The following is a 16,434-nucleotide window of genomic DNA, read 5'->3' as shown; positions in this document are numbered from 1 at the left end:
GCCGCTTTTATCAACAAGGTATGCGGGCTGCAACCCTTATACAGTCTATCTCGTAGACCTCTTTGTCACCCCCCCAGACAGGAAGCACGACCATGACAGCAGTCGTTCCCACCCTCAAAACTTCTGAAATCGTATACCCTAGCGCTGATGGAGAACCACTGGCAGAAACTTACGACCATCTTTACGCAATTTTAACCACTTTAGAAGTCTTAAAACAATACCTCGCCGACCGTCGAGCTACTGTTTTAGCAAACCAATTTTTATACTACGCTCAAGGTTTCCCAAAAGTCCGTGTAGCACCAGACGTGATGGTGATTTTTGATGTAGAACCTGGTGGCAGAGATAATTACAAAATCTGGGAAGAAGGGCAAGTGCCGAAAGTGATTATTGAAATTACATCACCTGGTACAAAGTCGGAAGATCAAAATAATAAAAAAGACTTGTACGAAAGGTTAGAAGTTCAGGAATACTGGGTGTTTGACCCCAGAGGTGAATGGATTCCCGAACAATTGCGGGGGTATCGACTGGGAGTAGAGGGGCAGGGCTGTTTCATTCTCTTGTAGGGGCAATCCCCCCGTGGTTGCCCCGATATCTGAAACCCCGACCCGCTCGTCTATGGGCTGGGCGGGCACGGGGGCACCGCCCCTACAAAACCCGGGTTTTTCTGAGAATGAAACAGCCCTGAGTAGAGGGGTATCAATTAATTAGAGAGAATCGCAGCGAAGTATTGCAACTGCGGTTAGAAATATAGGGAAAACTGCTTGGGTTTTATCTGGAAGATAATGGAGAGAAATTATTGATTCCCGATGAATTGGCTTCAGCTTTAAAAGCGGAACGGCAACGTGCTGAAGCGGAAAGTCAACGTGCTGAAGCGGAAAGTCAACGGGCTGCTGAACTCGAATCTTTGCTAGCGCGGTATCGAGAGCAGTTTGGACAATTGCCACAAGATAATGGCTAAAGAAATAAAAGTGCGATCGCGCTTCACCGATCTCGATCGCCCGCGTGTTATTGTCACCTAAATGTCCTTGACAAATCTTAGATTTTGTGTTTTATGCTAGAATTGGCCTCAAATTTTAAATGGCGAAGGGCGATCGTTTTGCGATCGAACTTGGGCATTCTAGAGATTAGGTGCTTTGCGAGTGCCTGGAAAACAGCGACACTAAGAGTTAGCAATGGAAAGTACACAGAAAAAATCTAGTGATAGTCGCGTTCGTAAGGGCGATCGAATTAAGCAGATTTTTGCGTTAGTATCAATGGTTGGCTTTGGTGGTTCGGCAATTTTTGGTATGGTGAGTCTGTTCGGCAGCGGTTTGAGCAGCCAGCACCAACAAAAATCTGCTCCAGTAGCAGTTTCTCAGGAATCTTTGCTGGCAGCCCAGGAACGGGGATATGAGACGGTTTTGCAGCGGGAACCGCAGAATCAGACGGCTCTGGAGGGGTTGGCAAATGTGCGGTTGCAGATGAATAATCAGATCGGGGCGATCGAGCCTTTGGAAAAGTTGGTGAAGCTAAATCCTGACAGAGCTGATTATAAGGCGCTGTTGAGGCAGGCGAAGGGGAAGTAGTAGGCGATCGGTCAATTTTTTTAGTAAGATAGATTGAAAATCCTTAAATTAAATGTACCTTCCTAATTTAAATACCCGACTTAGTTAGTTTCACAAAAGGATTGAATATGGGCATAGTACGCATGGGGCCACCAATAGAAATCATCTCCCAACTAAAAGAAGCTTACGGGATTAATAATTTTATTGAAACAGGAACTTATCAAGGCCAGACAGCATACTGGGCAAGCCAAGTATTTGAACAAGTTTTTACAATAGAGTATTCTCAAGACCTTTATCAAAAAGTTACCGAAAAATACGGTCATATCAAAAACATAGACTTTTTGTACGGTGATACCAGAAACCTTCTTGACAATACAGTATCACAACTTGAAAGTCCAAGTTTATTCTGGCTAGACGCTCATTGGAGCGGAGGGCCAACCTATGGAGAAATCGATGAGTGTCCCTTACTCGCAGAAATCGAAATAATCAACCGCTCCGACTGCGAACACTTTATTTTTATTGATGATGCCCGATTGTTTTTATCTCCTCCACCCCCGCCCCATGCACCTCAACACTGGCCGGATATTAGCGCAGTATTAAATTTGTTGAATTCAAAAAACAGCAGGCATATTGTAATTATTGATGATGTTATTATTGCTGTTCCGGCGCGGGCAAAAGAACTAATTGTTCAGTATTGCCAAGAGTTGCTCACAACTTTAGGCAATACAGGCAGCGGGAAACAGGAACAAAATCATCAAAGCACTGGGGTGTCTGCTAATAATATCAACCCGGTAGAGTCCATCAATAACTATGAATTAAAGATTATAGAAAATTTTATTGCTTCCGGTAATGTCGTTTTCGATATTGGCGCAAACATAGGTAGCTGGACAAATCAAGTATTAAACATATGCCCCGACGTTCAAATCCATTTGTTTGAGCCAGCACCGCCTATATATCAAACACTTCTACAAAACCTGGCTGAACCGATTAAAAGCGGTCAACTCGTGTTAAACAACTTGGCAATAGCACACCAACAGGAAATTAGGGAATTTTATTACTACGATAAATTTTCAGGATGGAGTACATTTCATCGCCGATTTGAAATCGAAAAACAATATAATATTCCGTCGCCTCAGCCATTTCAAATTTTAACAGCTACCCTTGATGATTATGTCCAAACAAGGGGTATAAAGCGAATTAATTTCTTAAAAATTGATACAGAAGGCGGCGAACTAGAAGTTCTTCGCGGAGCAACTAGCCTCTTGCAAAAAGGTAAAGTGGATTATATTCAGTGTGAGTATGGCGGAACATTTGTTGATGCCAACATCACATTCAAACAAGTCTTCGAGCATTTACAAAAATTTCGTTATACAATCTTTAAAATACTGCCCCATGCTTTACAACCTTTACCCGAGTTTTTACCAGAATATGAGAATTACGAGTATAGCAACTTTTTAGCAGTGAACGAGAGGTTCACAGCTTTGATTTTTAGTGAAGCACCAAATCTGCTCGATTTGCAGGAGCTTTGCGGAAAACATTCTGTTGCACCGCGCGGCATTATTCACATTGGGGCACACGAAGGCAAGGAAATTGCAAGATACCGAGCAATGGGGGTGCAAAGGGTACTGTTTGTTGAAGCCAACCCTGCTGTGTTTGAACGTTTGAAAACGAATATAGCTGGTTTCCCTAACGTGCTAGCGGTGAATTGTGCAGTTAGCAACATCAACGGCACAAGCACATTGTATGTAACTTCTATGGATCAAAGCAGTTCTATCTTACCATTGAAGGAGCATCAAAAGTTTTATCCAGAAATCAAGGAAGTTGAGCGTGTAGTTGTGGAGTCGAGAACTCTGGATACACTTCTAGAAGAACTTCAAGTTAATCCCGCAGATTTTAATATATTAAACATTGACATTCAAGGTGCAGAGTTGTTGGCTTTGCAGGGAGCAACGAACGTTCTCAAACATATTGAAGCAATAAACACGGAAGTTAATTATGAAGAACTCTATGAAGGCTGCGCTTTAATTGACGAAATCGATGATTTTCTGGAGATGTGCGGTTTCGATCGCGTAGCAACGACAACACCGTTCCATCCATCTTGGGGCGATGCGTTTTATGTGAAAAAGCCCGCAGTCACAATGTCCACCCTTGGTAGAAACGGACGGTTTGCCAATCAAATATTTCAGTATGCCTTCTTGAAAATCTATGCCAAAGAACATAATTTGAAAGTAGAGACACCTGCCTGGATTGGTCAGGCTCTCTTTGGTTGCAATGATTCGCCCATTTCTCAGGAGTTACCTGTAGTTAGCGAAGAAACTAATAACCTTTTAGAAGCTCGCATACCAAAAGCCAAAGAAACCTTCAAAGATGTGGATTTTTGGGGTTACTTTCAGTACCATACAAAGTATTATGCAGCGCACAAGGAGTATTTTCGGTCTCTGTTCAAACCTGTGCCGACAATAGAAACTCAAATGAAGGATGCCTTGGATTGTTTGCGATCGCATGGCAAAACAATCGTCGGTTTGCATTTGCGGCGGGGAGACTACGGCTACAGCGATTTCTTCATCGCACCGAGCGAATGGTACAGAGAATGGCTAAAAGGTTTGTGGGAAACTCTGGATGAACCGATACTATTTATTGCCAGCGATGAACCGGAAAAAGTTTTAAGTGATTTTGAGGAGTATAATCCCATCACGACCAAAGATTTAGGTTTGGAGTTACCGGAAGCAGAATTTTATCCAGATTTTTATTTATTGAGCCAGTGCGATATTGTAGCAATTTCAAATAGCTCATTTTCCTTTGCAGCTTGTATGCTCAACGAAAAAGGCAAATTTTTCTTTCGTCCGCACTTGTCTGCCCAAAAACTCATCCCTTTCGATCCGTGGAATAGCGAACCAATTTTGCGGAATGTCAACGTTATCGGCTATACTGACGAAATCAACCCTAAATTAATAACAACTGCGAAAACAATTAATCTTGACTTGATTGAAGAAACGCTCCACGATTTAAACCTCAGAGAAGTTAATTTAATCATTTTCCCCAATTGGCATCAGTCAGAAGAGTCTCTCTCTGGCGAGTTGTCAGGAGTCATCAAAGCTGTTTTGGCTCATCGCGATCGATCTCGCATCACTCTACTGATAGACAGTAGCGAGATTGATCGAGAAGATGCTAACCTTATTTTGTGCAATGTTACCATGACTTTGCTGCTGGAAGAGGATTTAGATGTTGGCGAGGTGCCGGAAATTACATTAATCGGACAGATGAGCGAAATACAATGGGAAATTCTCTGGCCCCGTCTCCGCGCTCGCATTGTATTAGAGCAAGAAAATAAACAGATGGCACACAGAGCAGGTAACTTGCCACATTGTAAAATAGAAAGCTTGGCAAATATCAAATTATAAAAAGTAAGTTTAAGTGAGTGCAACTATGAACAATAACGTTTCTAAATCGTCGTTCAACAGGATAATTCCACCTGAAATTAAAAATGATGAATTTTATCGGGCACTTCAAAGGATTGTTCAGAACGAAGATATTAAAACAGTCTTAGAAATTGGCTCGTCATCGGGAGAAGGAAGTACAGAGGCATTGGTGACAGGGATGCGGCAAAATCCGAACAACCCAACGCTATTCTGTATCGAAATTTCACAACCTCGCTTTGCTGAACTAAAAAAGAGATATGCTAATGATGATTTTGTCAAGTGCTACAACGTCTCTACTGTTTCTTTAGAAGAATTTCCCGAAAAAGAAGAAGTTATCAACTTCTACAACAACATTAATACAGGTTTAAGAGTTTACCCACTCGAACAGGTAATAGATTGGCTGCAAGATAATATAAAATATGTTAAAGAATCCGGGGTTGAGCCGAACGGCATCAAAAAAATAAAGCAAGAAAATAACATCGATATTTTTGATGTAGTGATAATAGACGGCTCTGAATTTACGGGGCGAGTTGAACTCGACGAAATATATGGAGCCAAGTTTATTATGCTTGACGACATAGATACGTTTAAAAACTATCAGAATCATTGCAGATTACTTTCAGATTCCCACTATGTACTGGTAGAGCAAAATCTATTTTTGCGTCACGGTTATTCGGTTTTCAAGAAGACTGAAGAAATAGAAAAAAATCGCCAAATTTCCGATATCCCCCTACATTTTTTCACAATCGTTCTCAATGGACAACCGTTTATTCGTTACCATATCCAAGTTTTAAAAGAGTTACCTTTTCAGTGGCACTGGCATATTGTTGAGGGTGTAGCAGACTTGAAGCACGATACAGCTTGGTCTTTAAGCTCAGGGGGAAAAATTGCGGACGAAATTCACAACAACGGACGCAGTAATGACGGAACTGCTGAGTACATTGACGAACTGGCAAGACAATACCCTGAAAACATTACAGTATATCGCAAACCCGAAGGTGTTTTCTGGGAGGGAAAACGCGAAATGACGAATGCGCCATTGACAAACATTAGAGAGGAATGTTTGCTGTGGCAATTGGATGTAGATGAACTGTGGACAGCCGATCAAATTTGTACTGCGCGGCAGATGTTTATCAATCATCCTGAAAAAACAGCAGCTTTCTACTGGTGCTGGTATTTTGTTGGAGAAAATCTGGTTATTAGCACTCGCAATTGTTATGCTCAGAATCCAGCACAAGAATGGTTGCGTACTTGGAGATTTAGGCCGGGAGCATTTTGGGCCGCACATGAACCCCCAATATTAGCGGAACCTAATCCTGACGGTTGGCGCGATGTGGCTAAGGTCAATCCTTTTTTACACGAAGAAACTGAAGAAGCTGGGCTAATTTTTCAACATTTCGCTTACGCCACAATAGAACAGTTGCGTTTTAAAGAGGAATACTACGGTTATGCTAATGCTGTTGCTAAATGGACCCAGTTGCAGCGGCAAACTAGATTCCCGGTTTGCTTGAGTCAATATTTTCCCTGGGTTAAAGATTTAACTGCGGTCGATACTGCAAAGGCTTGTGACATCCAGCCGATCGCGCTGAAAGAAAAAGATAGCAATACCTGGAAGTTTGTACAAATACCTCACCAACAAAAGTCTGCCAAACCTCAAAAGCCATTTCCCAAAATAATTGTAGACGGCGTATTTTTTCAGCGCTATAAAACGGGAATTGCTCGAGTCTGGAAATCTCTGTTAGAAGAATGGGTAGAAAACGGTTTTTCCGAACACGTAGTTGTTATTGACAGAACGGGAACAGTGCCGGAAATTCCCGGCATCCAGTACCGTCCTTTGCCTGCTTACAACTATGACACAGTGGATGCCGATCGCGCAATGCTACAGCAAGTTTGTGACGAACAGAGTGCAGACTTATTTATCTCGACTTACTACACAACTCCCCTATCAACTCCCTCTGCATTCATAGCGTATGACATGATTCCAGAAGTTGAAGGAGTAAATTTAAGTACACCGATGTGGCGTGAAAAGCATTTCGGGATTCACCACGCATCTGCATACATCGCAATTTCCGAAAATACAGCCCGTGACTTAGTAAAGTTTTTTCCAGATATTGCCTCAGATTCAGTAACTGTAGCTCATTGCGGAGTTAACAGTAAATTTGCACCAGCGAGTCCAGAGGCAGTTAATCATTTTAAAAACAAGTACGGTATATCAAAGCCATACTTTCTTTTAATCGGGCCTGGAATCGGCTATAAGAATGGAACTTTGTTTTTCCAGGCTTTTGCTCAACTTGAAAGCAGACAAGGGTTTGAAATTGTCTGTACGGGTAGTGATTTGTTATTAGATACAAAGTTTAGAGACTATACATCAGGTTGTGCGGTGCATATCGTACTGCAACTGAGTGATGAAGAGTTGATAGCTGCTTATTCCGGTGCTGTTGCACTGGTTTATCCCTCGAAGTATGAAGGTTTTGGTTTGCCTGTGCTGGAGGCGATCGCTTGCGGATGTCCAGTCATTACTTGTGCAAATGCGTCTATACCTGAAGTCGCAGGAAAAGCTGCATTATATGTTAACGATGCTGATGTTAGCGGACTGGTGAATGCGCTTTGCGAAGTGCAAAAGCCGGATGTTCGCAAGGCCTTAATTGCTGCAGGTCTCAAACAAGCGCAAAATTTTTCGTGGTCGAAAATGGCGAAAACGGTGAGTTTGGCTTTGATAGATGCAGCATTCTTGCCTTTAAAGCTGCGGTCAATCAATTTAATCGTTTTCCCAAATTGGCTAGCATCAGAAGAGACGATTTGCGAAGAATTTACACAAGTTATCAGGGCGATCGCCTCTCACCCCGATCGAATGAAGATGACATTACTTGTAGATACTGGCAACATTTCTGACGAGGATGCAAATCTGATTTTATCCAGTGTCGCTATGAATCTGCTGATAGAAGAAGATTTGGACGTTACTGAGTGTGCCGAAATTTCCTTGGTAGGACAACTGGAGGAAAAACAGCGGGAAGCGCTGTTGAGTCGCATCCAGGGTAGACTTGTCTTAGAGAACGAAAATAAACAGGCGATCGCAGCAGCCAAAGCAGAAAATCTTCCCTGCTGCGATCTCGCTAGCTTCAGTCGCAAGCGAGCCGTCCAATCAGAAACAGGAGATTGGCAGTTCATATTACCAGAAAGTTTATTTCTCAGAATTTCTCAAAGACAAAATAATTTTAACGAAAAAAAGCCCGCCCTTTTCTACTTAGAATACCTCCAAAGAAACTGTCCGACTATCGATTTAGATACCTTGTCGCGCGTAGCTTCAAGTATTGAAAATACATCTTGGGACGAACCTGTATCAGCGACGGATTTAAACAATTTTGCTGTAGTCGCCTTGATAGAAGCAGAGCAGTGCCAGGAATCATCCCTCAAAGAAATATATATCAATACAGCTTTAGAAGCCTTAAAGAGTGCAGTAGATTTATACAATCATCCACTCTGTGCAGCTCATTTTGCCCTAGTTCTTGCCCTGACTGGAGAATCCGATGAAGCAATTAAAGAAGCTTTTCATTTTTTGGTATCCCTTGATATTCAGCAGTCTGCTGGTGGCTCACTAGAAAAAATTCCTCCAGCTCTTGTTTATCTGCCACCGACAGGTAGTAGTTTGAAGACGTACCAAGCAGAACAGCTAACTCAAATTTTACAAGCCGAAGACGCTCGCAGTCAATCGATATTATTGTTAATTGAAGCCCTGGGTCGGTCGCAGATAATTTCTTACAATGAATTTGGCATGAGGCTACTGCACCTAACGGCTCAAGTTTTACCAGATTCTGGTTCCATAAATTTAAAAATAGGAGTATACAGCCTGCTAAACGATCAATCGGAAGGAGTCATGTATTTGCACCGTGCCAAACAAATTTCCTCGGATTCAGCACCCGTGCTGCAAGCTCTATACATCGCCTGTAAAGATTTAGAGCAGATAGAATATGCCCAGCAATGGCTAAATTTTGCTAGAGAATTGGGTCAACAGCATCCCAATTCTCTAGAGTGGAGATGGACTGACTTAGAAGTTAACAGTCCCTTCACTTACGTGCCTTTTGAAACTCAACTTTTATTAGCAGTTGAACCGAGGTTTTACGGTTGTATAACCAGCAGCGTATTGATTGCCGAAAAAGACTGGTTTGAAAAAGAAATAGAATTTTGGCGCAGTGCGATCGCACCAGGCATGACTGTTATCGATGTGGGTGCTAATGTAGGAGTTTACACCTTTAGCGCTGCTCTCCGGGTCGGTTCCCAAGGCCACGTGCTGGCAGTAGAGCCTTTTTCTGGCTGCGTTAGCTATTTGCAAGAAACCTGTAGAATAAATCATCTAAACTGGGTGAAAGTTTGTGCCGGTGCTGCCAGCGATCGCTCTGGAACAGTTCGCTTATCTCTTTCCCCTGCCAGTGAATTAAACAAAATCGCCACTGGCGAAGCTGTCGCAGAAATGCAGCCAGACTCTTTTGAAGAAGTCACCTGCTTTACTCTAGACAGCTTGATTGAGCAGGAAAACTTGAGCCGAGTAGATTTCCTCAAAATAGATGTTGAAGGGCACGAACTGTCAGTATTGACAGGCAGCGACAGAATATTATCTGAATTTGCTCCCGTCATTATGTATGAAAATATTGCTGCGGGAAGTAAAGACAGCAATGTACCTGTTGCTGACTACCTTAGAAGCAAAGGATATCGATTATTCCGTTATCAACCTTACTTGCAGAACCTAATTCCTGTAAATTCCGCCGAGGAGTTGCACGGAAACATGAATATAATCGCTTTACCCCCAAATCAAAGTTACCTATTAACTCAAGAATAATCATTTTTAGAAAAAGAAGAGGATACTTTGATTATGACATTTTTTATTGAAAGCTTAAAGAAAAGCGGTCATTTAGAACAAATTAACATGACTGTTTGTAATGTTGGCTGTCGTAAATTAACAAGCCAAGATGACTATGGCAGCCAGGGATGGAATATTTTTGCACCTCGGCTGACTATCTACGGTTTTGATGCAGATGCAGATGCTTGCGAAGCCGCCAATGCTGACCTTGAAGCACGACAAGTCAATTGGACTGAAAAACATATTCCTCTAGCCTTAGCAAAGTCTGTAGGTGAATCTACACTTTATGTCACACAACATCCCATGTGCAGTTCGCTTTATCCACCGAATGAACCTTACTTGGAGCGTTTTTCAGGATTACCCGAACTTGTGAACTTAGATTTTTGTATAGAACTTGAAACCACCACTTTAGATGAGTTCTGCCAGCAGGAAGGAATTGAGGAAATAGATTTCCTGCAAATTGATGTTCAAGGTGCTGAAGTTTTGGTATTAGAAGGTGCAGTAGAAATTTTAAAACGAAGTATTCTCGCTGTTCAAGTTGAAGTCTCGTTTTCTAATTTATACTTAAATCAACCTTTGTTTGCAGATGTAGATATCTCTCTCAGGAACCAAGGTTTTACACTATTTGACTTAACAGGTGCTCGTCGTTTCCGCAGCCATTCCCCTATTGGTTCAACACTCCGCGGCGGACAATTACTGTGGGGAGATGCGTTTTACTTCCGCGATTTAATTGGAGAAGACATTGATCCAAATATGACAACACCTGACAATATTCTTAAATTGGCTTGCATTGCCGATATTATGAATTTCCCGGATTACACTTTGGAATTATTGGAATATCTGACTTTGCAACATGGCAATAACCCCCAATATAACTTTGCCAACAATATCATTGAGGGCCTAGCTCAATTTCCCGAGCTAGTCAAGCAGGGACTAGGTTCCCTGCCTATCGTTGCCAGAATTCGGGATTATATTAGTGATTGTGATATTGACTCGTTTGAGAGTATAGCTTAATAAGGCTAACTTTGGAGATAAATTTGCCACATCTGCTCGTATGCTTTTTCCATCTCTCGCGTAAACTGCTGAGCATTCCAAAGCGGAGAAGTTTGCCTTGACTGCCGCAGTTTCCACGAAATTTGTTGCCGCAAAGCAGCATCTTTCCCTAAGCGAATTCCCCATTCCACATATTCTTCATCAGTCCAAGCAATTCCCTCTGTTAGCCCTGCATTCATCATCATAGTATAGCTGTTGCGTGCCGCAAATTGCTGCCCGACTCGCGTCACCAAGGGAATGCACATCCAAAGAGTTTCTAGAGTAGTTGTGGCTCCATTGTAAGGATAAGTATCCAGAACTACATCCGCAATACCTAAGTTAGCTCGGTGAACTTCCTCTGAAGTAACTGTTGGCAAAAATCGCAGACGATCGCCCTCCAAACCCTCTTCTTCCGCTAGCTGGTTAAAGAACTGTTTAATTGATTTTTCGTCAGCCCCCCCTTTAATTAAAAAATAACTATTCGGCACTTCCTTCAAAATCTTCAACTGTAGTCGCGCTGTGTCCTGATGGCGCTTGTAACCGCTCTGACTACTGAGATACACAATAGCATCGTTAGGAATATTAAACTGATCGCGACGTAATGTTGGCACTCCCACTTCAAAACCATCCACAGCTATGTAAGTCTGGGGCAAGCGCCAGATTTTTTCACTGTAATAATTCTGGGCAGACTCCGGCAGCACGTATGGATCGGCAATAAAATAGTCAATTGCAGGCACTCCTGACGCATCCCAACCCAACCAAGTGGCTTGAATGGGCGCGGGTTTCATCGCCATCACTTCACAGTTAATGTCTAGAGTAATGCTGTCGAGATCGATCAGAATATCGATCTCATCTTTATCGATTTGCTCGGCAACGTTGGTACTGACAATCCCGCACCGATAGGCTTTATCAACGTGATTGACATACCATTCTTGTAAAAAGTGATCGGTATTAACATAATTGAGAAAATAAGCATGAATTTGAAAGCGATCGCGATCGTGGTGCTGAAACAGCCATCGCGCTAGCCAGCCCACAGAATGCCTTCTCAGGCAGTGGGACAAATAGCCAATCTTCAGGGGCTTACCAGAAATGCCCCGGCTTTTTCGAGCTAAGTGTCGCTGTCTGTACCCCTCTATCTGCTCCTTGTTGTTGTTTTGAACGTTGAGTTGGCATAGCTGAGCCAATTGGTTGCTAATGTTTCTAGCATTTCTGGGCTCGTCCTGAAAGTATGGGTAAAAAAAGCTAGTAACAAATAAGTCGTCAACAGTCGATAAGTTAAGCGATGTCGGCTGCTCTGCTATCAACAACTCCTGATCTGACTTGAGCCGCTTGAGTATCGCACAAGCTTCTTCCCAGTATCCACCTGCACTCATTAACCCCCGTAAAATCAGGTGATTCGCATAAACTTTAGCGGGTAACTCTTGTATTAATGAGTAGAAAAGCTTAGCTGTCTTTATCCCCCGATCATATTCACCGACATTCTGATAAAAACAAGCCAAGTGGCGGACCATCTCTGGATGCTCTGAATCTAAACGCAAAACCAGTTCACCCAAGCGTATTGCTACTCTAGTTATTTTTAATATATAGCCTAGCTCGCAAGCAGTTTCTAATAGAATTCCGATATAAACTTGAGGTTCGCGGACATGAGCGAGACAAGCTTCTGCAAACTCCAGCGTTGACGGATGCGAGGGTTCGCGAGCCAAAACACTTTGCAATACTTGCATCAACAGAGCTGCCTCAACCTCAATTGCAGGCTCTACCTGTAGCAACTCGATTAAGCCAACAGAAGTCAGTTCGTCTCCTGTAAAAGTTTCAAGCCGGATGAAAAGCTCAATTAAACGCAACAAGTTGTTAACATCCGCCGGACTAATTTCCCTGATATGATGCCGAATTGCCCAAGCAACAGAGTAGTCTGACAAAACCTCCCGGCGCTCTGCTTCCATTTGCAGCACATCTAAAAGTTGAGCTGTCCATTCCTCCACTTCTTCCGGTTCCCCGTCGGCCATGCCCAGCAGCCAAGTCGTTTGGGCTTCCATCTCTTGCCCCTGCAACAGCAACATCAGCCCCAAGTGCCAGTAGTGGGACTTAGTTTCCGGCTCCGCTGCCATTGCCTGCTCGTAGAGGTTTGCAGCCTGAGTGAAATCTCCTTGGATTAGATATTGACGGGCTTGTTGCTGCCAATGAGCTAGAACAGTCGATGAAATGTTTTCTAAAGAGATTGTCATAGTAATAGTTATTGAAGCTTTCCAGTTTTTATAAACCTCCTGAATAGCAATGGGTAGTGTAAACAACACTACCCACTTTCTTAAAAGATTCAGGTTAGGCTTGCAGGAACAATCCCTGCTTTTATGGCTTTCCTACTTCGACACTACGGTATAGTTAGTGTTGTCGCAAGCTAAGGTAGCAGCAGTAGCCGGCGTATTTGTCAATGTCGGTCCCGGAGCAGCTACACCAGCCCCAGTACTCTCGCACAATACTGCTGTGCTGCTTTTGTCAGCTGCGCCGGCCGCTTGAATTAGGGCTACTCCTCCTATATACGATTTGAGCGCTGTGCTTAGACCTAACGCGACATTTCCAACCTGGGTAGTGGTTGAGTCAATAGTCGCTCCTGTTCCTATAACCTTGTATTGATAGTTCTCCGTCTGAGTTCTAATGCCAAGCCCCAGAACCTCAACGTTTGAGCCAAATTTACCTTGCTCGGCGAAGGATGCTTGCTGGGCACGGTTCATGGAACCAGCGTACTGCTTAGCTTCTGATTGCTTGGCTTTGTTAGCTTGGTTGAGGAAGGAAGGCAAAGCAATAGCAGATAGAATACCGATAATAATGATAACGACCAGCAGTTCAATCAGCGTAAAACCCTTATCTTGTCTTTTTTGATTGAGGTGTTGCAGGAATCTGGCTTTAAATTCAGTTTTCATTGGTTGTTTCTCCTAGAGGGGTGGGATGCTCGATTTCTAACTCTTATATGTAACTTACCCAGTTACCAGCCCTTTAATATCACCCCAAACTATTTTTTTTTTCAACTCCTGGCTTTAATGCTCCAAAAGCACATACAGAAAGACTTCTAAGCTAATCAAGAGTTCCTTGATTTCATTGAATGCTCTCTCCTGATTCACAGGTTCCAGGGTTACAAGGTCTAAGGGTCTGATCTTGAGCCAGCGCTCCGCTAACCCTCTCACAGACTGGGCGCCTTCCCACAGAGGCAGCAAGCAAGCTGCCATAATGCTCTCTATTAAAATCGGCACTAAGGTTGGCGAAGTGACATAACGGCTAATCTCGAAGGAACTCTGGTTAGTGATAGATTTAATCAAATCTTCTTTTAACTGGGGAGTTCTGATCTGAGGATGCAGATGCACCTTTGCCTGCTGCCAGTCAGCCACAGTCCATTCTGAAACTGGTACAAACGACTGAGCTTGGTTGGGAAGACCGCACCAAAAGTCTATCAAACGATGAACTGGATGTAAAAGTTCAAACAGGTGCAGCCGTTGTTCGACAGGAATGTCTGGCAAGCTCATTGCCAGAAATGCAGGTATGTTATTTGGCTCCTTGAACAAATCCGTCAAGTCCCACAACCGCCAACTCACCATACTAATAAATTCTAAATCAGCATCTCTTAATGCTGAAAACACTTCAGGTACAGTATAGCCTTGATCTCCCAACAGCAAATAGTTAGCCAGCATCCATTCTTCGTTTTTTTCGGCTGGAGAACCCCATGTTCTTGCCTTAATAGCCACGTCATCTTTTAGGTCTTGTATAATTTCTTTGGCTAGCTCTATCTCCATCTCCCTAGGATTATCATCCATCAATCCCATGATTTTGAATACTTTTTGAACTGCAAAGTAAGAACTTCGCTGGAGGGAGCTGTGGAGGTTGGTGCGAATAATTCCATCTGGTTTCAAAACTGCTTTCATAGCTTGCAATCCGACAACTGCGTCTGGCAAGAGATAAAGCACCTCGTCACAGTTGATATAATCAAACTGCTGGTTTAAGCTAGGCAGTTCTTCAATTGACAAAGCATGAAACTCTATATTCTCAAAGCCGTGATATTGCAAGCGCTGTCGGGCTAGCTTAACAGACTCTTCGGATAAATCGATGCCAACAATTTTGGCTCCCGGATTGGCCTCTGCCAAAATTAACGATTTGTACCCGCTGCCGCAGCCGGCATCTAAAATAACTTTTCCTTTGGTTTCTATGACTTTCTGATTTCTTATATAGTAAGCTGTTACCAAATTATGGAGATAGAGAGTCTGATAGTTATTCTTAGGAGATGTCTCCAGGGGAATTCTAGGATAAGGGGCATTGTCAAATTGTTGACGAATTTTCTCTATTAACTCTGATGCTTGGGTATTCATTCTGAATTGCTCCTGATGTTGCTAAATTGTGCTGTGGTACTCCATATTCTAATATGTAAAGGTATCTGATCCGCGCATCGCCGGGAAAAAGCGATCGCCCCCACCTCACGTCCCAACTGCAAGCCCAACCGCAACACATACTTGCAATAATAGTCTGAAAACCAAATTATACAACCAACGACCTCCTCCATGAACACCAACATCAGCCCCATCCTCAAAGTATTCACCTTTTCCGCCGCCCTTTCCCTAGCCATCAAGTACGCAGGGCCTAGCTTATCCATACCCTCAACCGACCTCAACGCCCTCATCGCCGTCTTTACCCCCAGTATCATCTTAGCTGCCATCCTCGGCTGGCGATCGCGCCAACAGCAGCAGTAGAGACGCCCTCCAAAAGTGCGATCGCTACTTGGTCTAAAGACTATGTTTTGGCCAAAATCTTAATTCCCCGTACAGATGATCACAAGCAAACTTGAGGCACTCACTATGATTCAAATCATACCCGAATTAGTAACATTCGATGAATTCATTGACTGGTATCCTGAAAATTCACAACACCGCTACGAACTGCACAATGGAGAAATTGTTGAGATGCCAAAAGCAACAGGCAAACATTCTAAAGTGGCCTGTTTTACCGCACTGAAAGTCGGAATAGAGATTGACCGTCTCAATTTGCCCTACTTCATCCCCAAAGAATGCGTCATCAAACCCATGCGCGAGGAATCCGGGTATGAACCAGATATTATTGTACTTAACGAACAAACCATTGGAAACGAGCCGCGATGGGAAAAATCATCAATTATCACAATGGGTTCATCAGTCCCCCTAATCGTCGAGGTAACTAGCACTAATTGGGGTGATGATTATGCCCTAAAGCTTGAGGCCTATGAATCAATGGGTATTCAAGAATATTGGATTATAGACTATCTAGGATTGGGCGGCAGACGGTTCATCGGCAACCCCAAGCAACCAACCTTTTCGGTTTACCAACTAATTGACGGCGAATACCAAGTCAAACTTTTCAGAAGCGGCGAGGGTATTGAGTCCCCAACTTTCCCAGAATTGAAGCTGACAGTGCAGCAGGTGTTCGCCAAAGGGAATTGAGGATGCTGCTTGTACTGATGTCCGAGTAGGGGTATCTGATTAAAGATGCGATCGCCCGCATCTAAGGTATCTTATAGAGATGCGATTTATCGCTTCTGGGCTGCAGAGCAATTAGCAAGCAGTAATTCCCA

10 protein-coding genes and 1 pseudogene are annotated in these 16,434 nt (G+C 43.2%); 8 read left to right on the top strand and 3 right to left on the bottom strand.

Features of this window, described 5'->3' with window-relative positions; all coding sequences use genetic code 11:
* Positions 1–92: 92 nt before the first annotated feature.
* The 6 genes and pseudogenes from QUA03_RS17310 to QUA03_RS17285 form a co-directional block, all read left to right on the top strand.
* A pseudogene (locus QUA03_RS17310) lies at positions 93–527 on the top strand (Uma2 family endonuclease); the annotation flags it as partial.
* Positions 528–796: 269 nt separating this feature from the next.
* Positions 797–958, top strand: a complete 162-nt coding sequence (locus tag QUA03_RS17305) for a hypothetical protein (RefSeq protein WP_333213478.1) — start codon at positions 797–799, stop codon at positions 956–958.
* 214 nt (positions 959–1,172) lie between these two features.
* Positions 1,173–1,565 carry a tetratricopeptide repeat protein gene (locus QUA03_RS17300; RefSeq protein WP_333213477.1) on the top strand — a complete coding sequence of 131 codons (393 nt, stop codon included), beginning with the start codon at positions 1,173–1,175 and terminating at the stop codon, positions 1,563–1,565.
* Between the two features lie 107 nt (positions 1,566–1,672).
* Positions 1,673–4,945 carry an FkbM family methyltransferase gene (locus QUA03_RS17295; RefSeq protein ID WP_333213476.1) on the top strand — a complete coding sequence of 1,091 codons (3,273 nt, stop codon included), beginning with the start codon at positions 1,673–1,675 and terminating at the stop codon, positions 4,943–4,945.
* 25 nt (positions 4,946–4,970) lie between these two features.
* Positions 4,971–9,797 (top strand): FkbM family methyltransferase, encoded by a 4,827-nt coding sequence (locus QUA03_RS17290; RefSeq protein ID WP_333213475.1) that lies wholly within the window; start codon positions 4,971–4,973, stop codon positions 9,795–9,797.
* Positions 9,798–9,830: 33 nt separating this feature from the next.
* Positions 9,831–10,832 (top strand): FkbM family methyltransferase, encoded by a 1,002-nt coding sequence (locus tag QUA03_RS17285; protein ID WP_333213474.1) that lies wholly within the window; start codon positions 9,831–9,833, stop codon positions 10,830–10,832.
* A gap of 5 nt (positions 10,833–10,837) precedes the next feature.
* Here the strand turns inward: QUA03_RS17285 and QUA03_RS17280 are convergent, their stop codons facing one another.
* The 3 genes from QUA03_RS17280 to QUA03_RS17270 form a co-directional block, all read right to left on the bottom strand.
* Positions 10,838–13,075: an O-linked N-acetylglucosamine transferase family protein gene (locus QUA03_RS17280; protein ID WP_333213473.1), complete on the bottom strand. Its 2,238-nt coding sequence runs from the start codon at positions 13,073–13,075 to the stop codon at positions 10,838–10,840.
* A gap of 132 nt (positions 13,076–13,207) precedes the next feature.
* Positions 13,208–13,768 (bottom strand): type IV pilin-like G/H family protein, encoded by a 561-nt coding sequence (locus tag QUA03_RS17275; protein ID WP_333213472.1) that lies wholly within the window; start codon positions 13,766–13,768, stop codon positions 13,208–13,210.
* A gap of 114 nt (positions 13,769–13,882) precedes the next feature.
* Positions 13,883–15,202 (bottom strand): class I SAM-dependent methyltransferase, encoded by a 1,320-nt coding sequence (locus tag QUA03_RS17270; protein WP_333213471.1) that lies wholly within the window; start codon positions 15,200–15,202, stop codon positions 13,883–13,885.
* A gap of 189 nt (positions 15,203–15,391) precedes the next feature.
* Between QUA03_RS17270 and QUA03_RS17265 the strand changes: the two genes are divergently transcribed.
* Positions 15,392–15,580 (top strand): hypothetical protein, encoded by a 189-nt coding sequence (locus tag QUA03_RS17265; protein WP_333201030.1) that lies wholly within the window; start codon positions 15,392–15,394, stop codon positions 15,578–15,580.
* A gap of 105 nt (positions 15,581–15,685) precedes the next feature.
* Positions 15,686–16,303, top strand: a complete 618-nt coding sequence (locus QUA03_RS17260) for a Uma2 family endonuclease (protein WP_333213470.1) — start codon at positions 15,686–15,688, stop codon at positions 16,301–16,303.
* The last annotated feature ends 131 nt before the right edge of the window (positions 16,304–16,434 follow it).

The sequence above is a fragment of the Microcoleus sp. S36b_A4 genome (assembly GCF_036700645.1).
Classification (GTDB): Bacteria; Cyanobacteriota; Cyanobacteriia; order Cyanobacteriales; family Microcoleaceae; genus Microcoleus.
The sequence above is the reverse complement of the archived record's forward strand: the minus strand, read 5'-3'. Positions and strand labels throughout refer to the sequence as shown.

Bases quoted from the DNA above. Each gene is read 5' to 3' on its own strand.
- QUA03_RS17300 (WP_333213477.1), top strand. From the start codon at position 1,173: ATGGAAAGTACACAGAAAAAATCTAGTGATAGTCGCGTTCGTAAGGGC.
- QUA03_RS17280 (WP_333213473.1), bottom strand. From the start codon at position 13,075: ATGACAATCTCTTTAGAAAACATTTCATCGACTGTTCTAGCTCATTGG.
- QUA03_RS17275 (WP_333213472.1), bottom strand. From the start codon at position 13,768: ATGAAAACTGAATTTAAAGCCAGATTCCTGCAACACCTCAATCAAAAA.
- QUA03_RS17290 (WP_333213475.1), top strand. From the start codon at position 4,971: ATGAACAATAACGTTTCTAAATCGTCGTTCAACAGGATAATTCCACCT.
- QUA03_RS17295 (WP_333213476.1), top strand. From the start codon at position 1,673: ATGGGCATAGTACGCATGGGGCCACCAATAGAAATCATCTCCCAACTA.
- QUA03_RS17285 (WP_333213474.1), top strand. From the start codon at position 9,831: ATGACATTTTTTATTGAAAGCTTAAAGAAAAGCGGTCATTTAGAACAA.
- QUA03_RS17265 (WP_333201030.1), top strand. From the start codon at position 15,392: ATGAACACCAACATCAGCCCCATCCTCAAAGTATTCACCTTTTCCGCC.
- QUA03_RS17270 (WP_333213471.1), bottom strand. From the start codon at position 15,202: ATGAATACCCAAGCATCAGAGTTAATAGAGAAAATTCGTCAACAATTT.
- QUA03_RS17260 (WP_333213470.1), top strand. From the start codon at position 15,686: ATGATTCAAATCATACCCGAATTAGTAACATTCGATGAATTCATTGAC.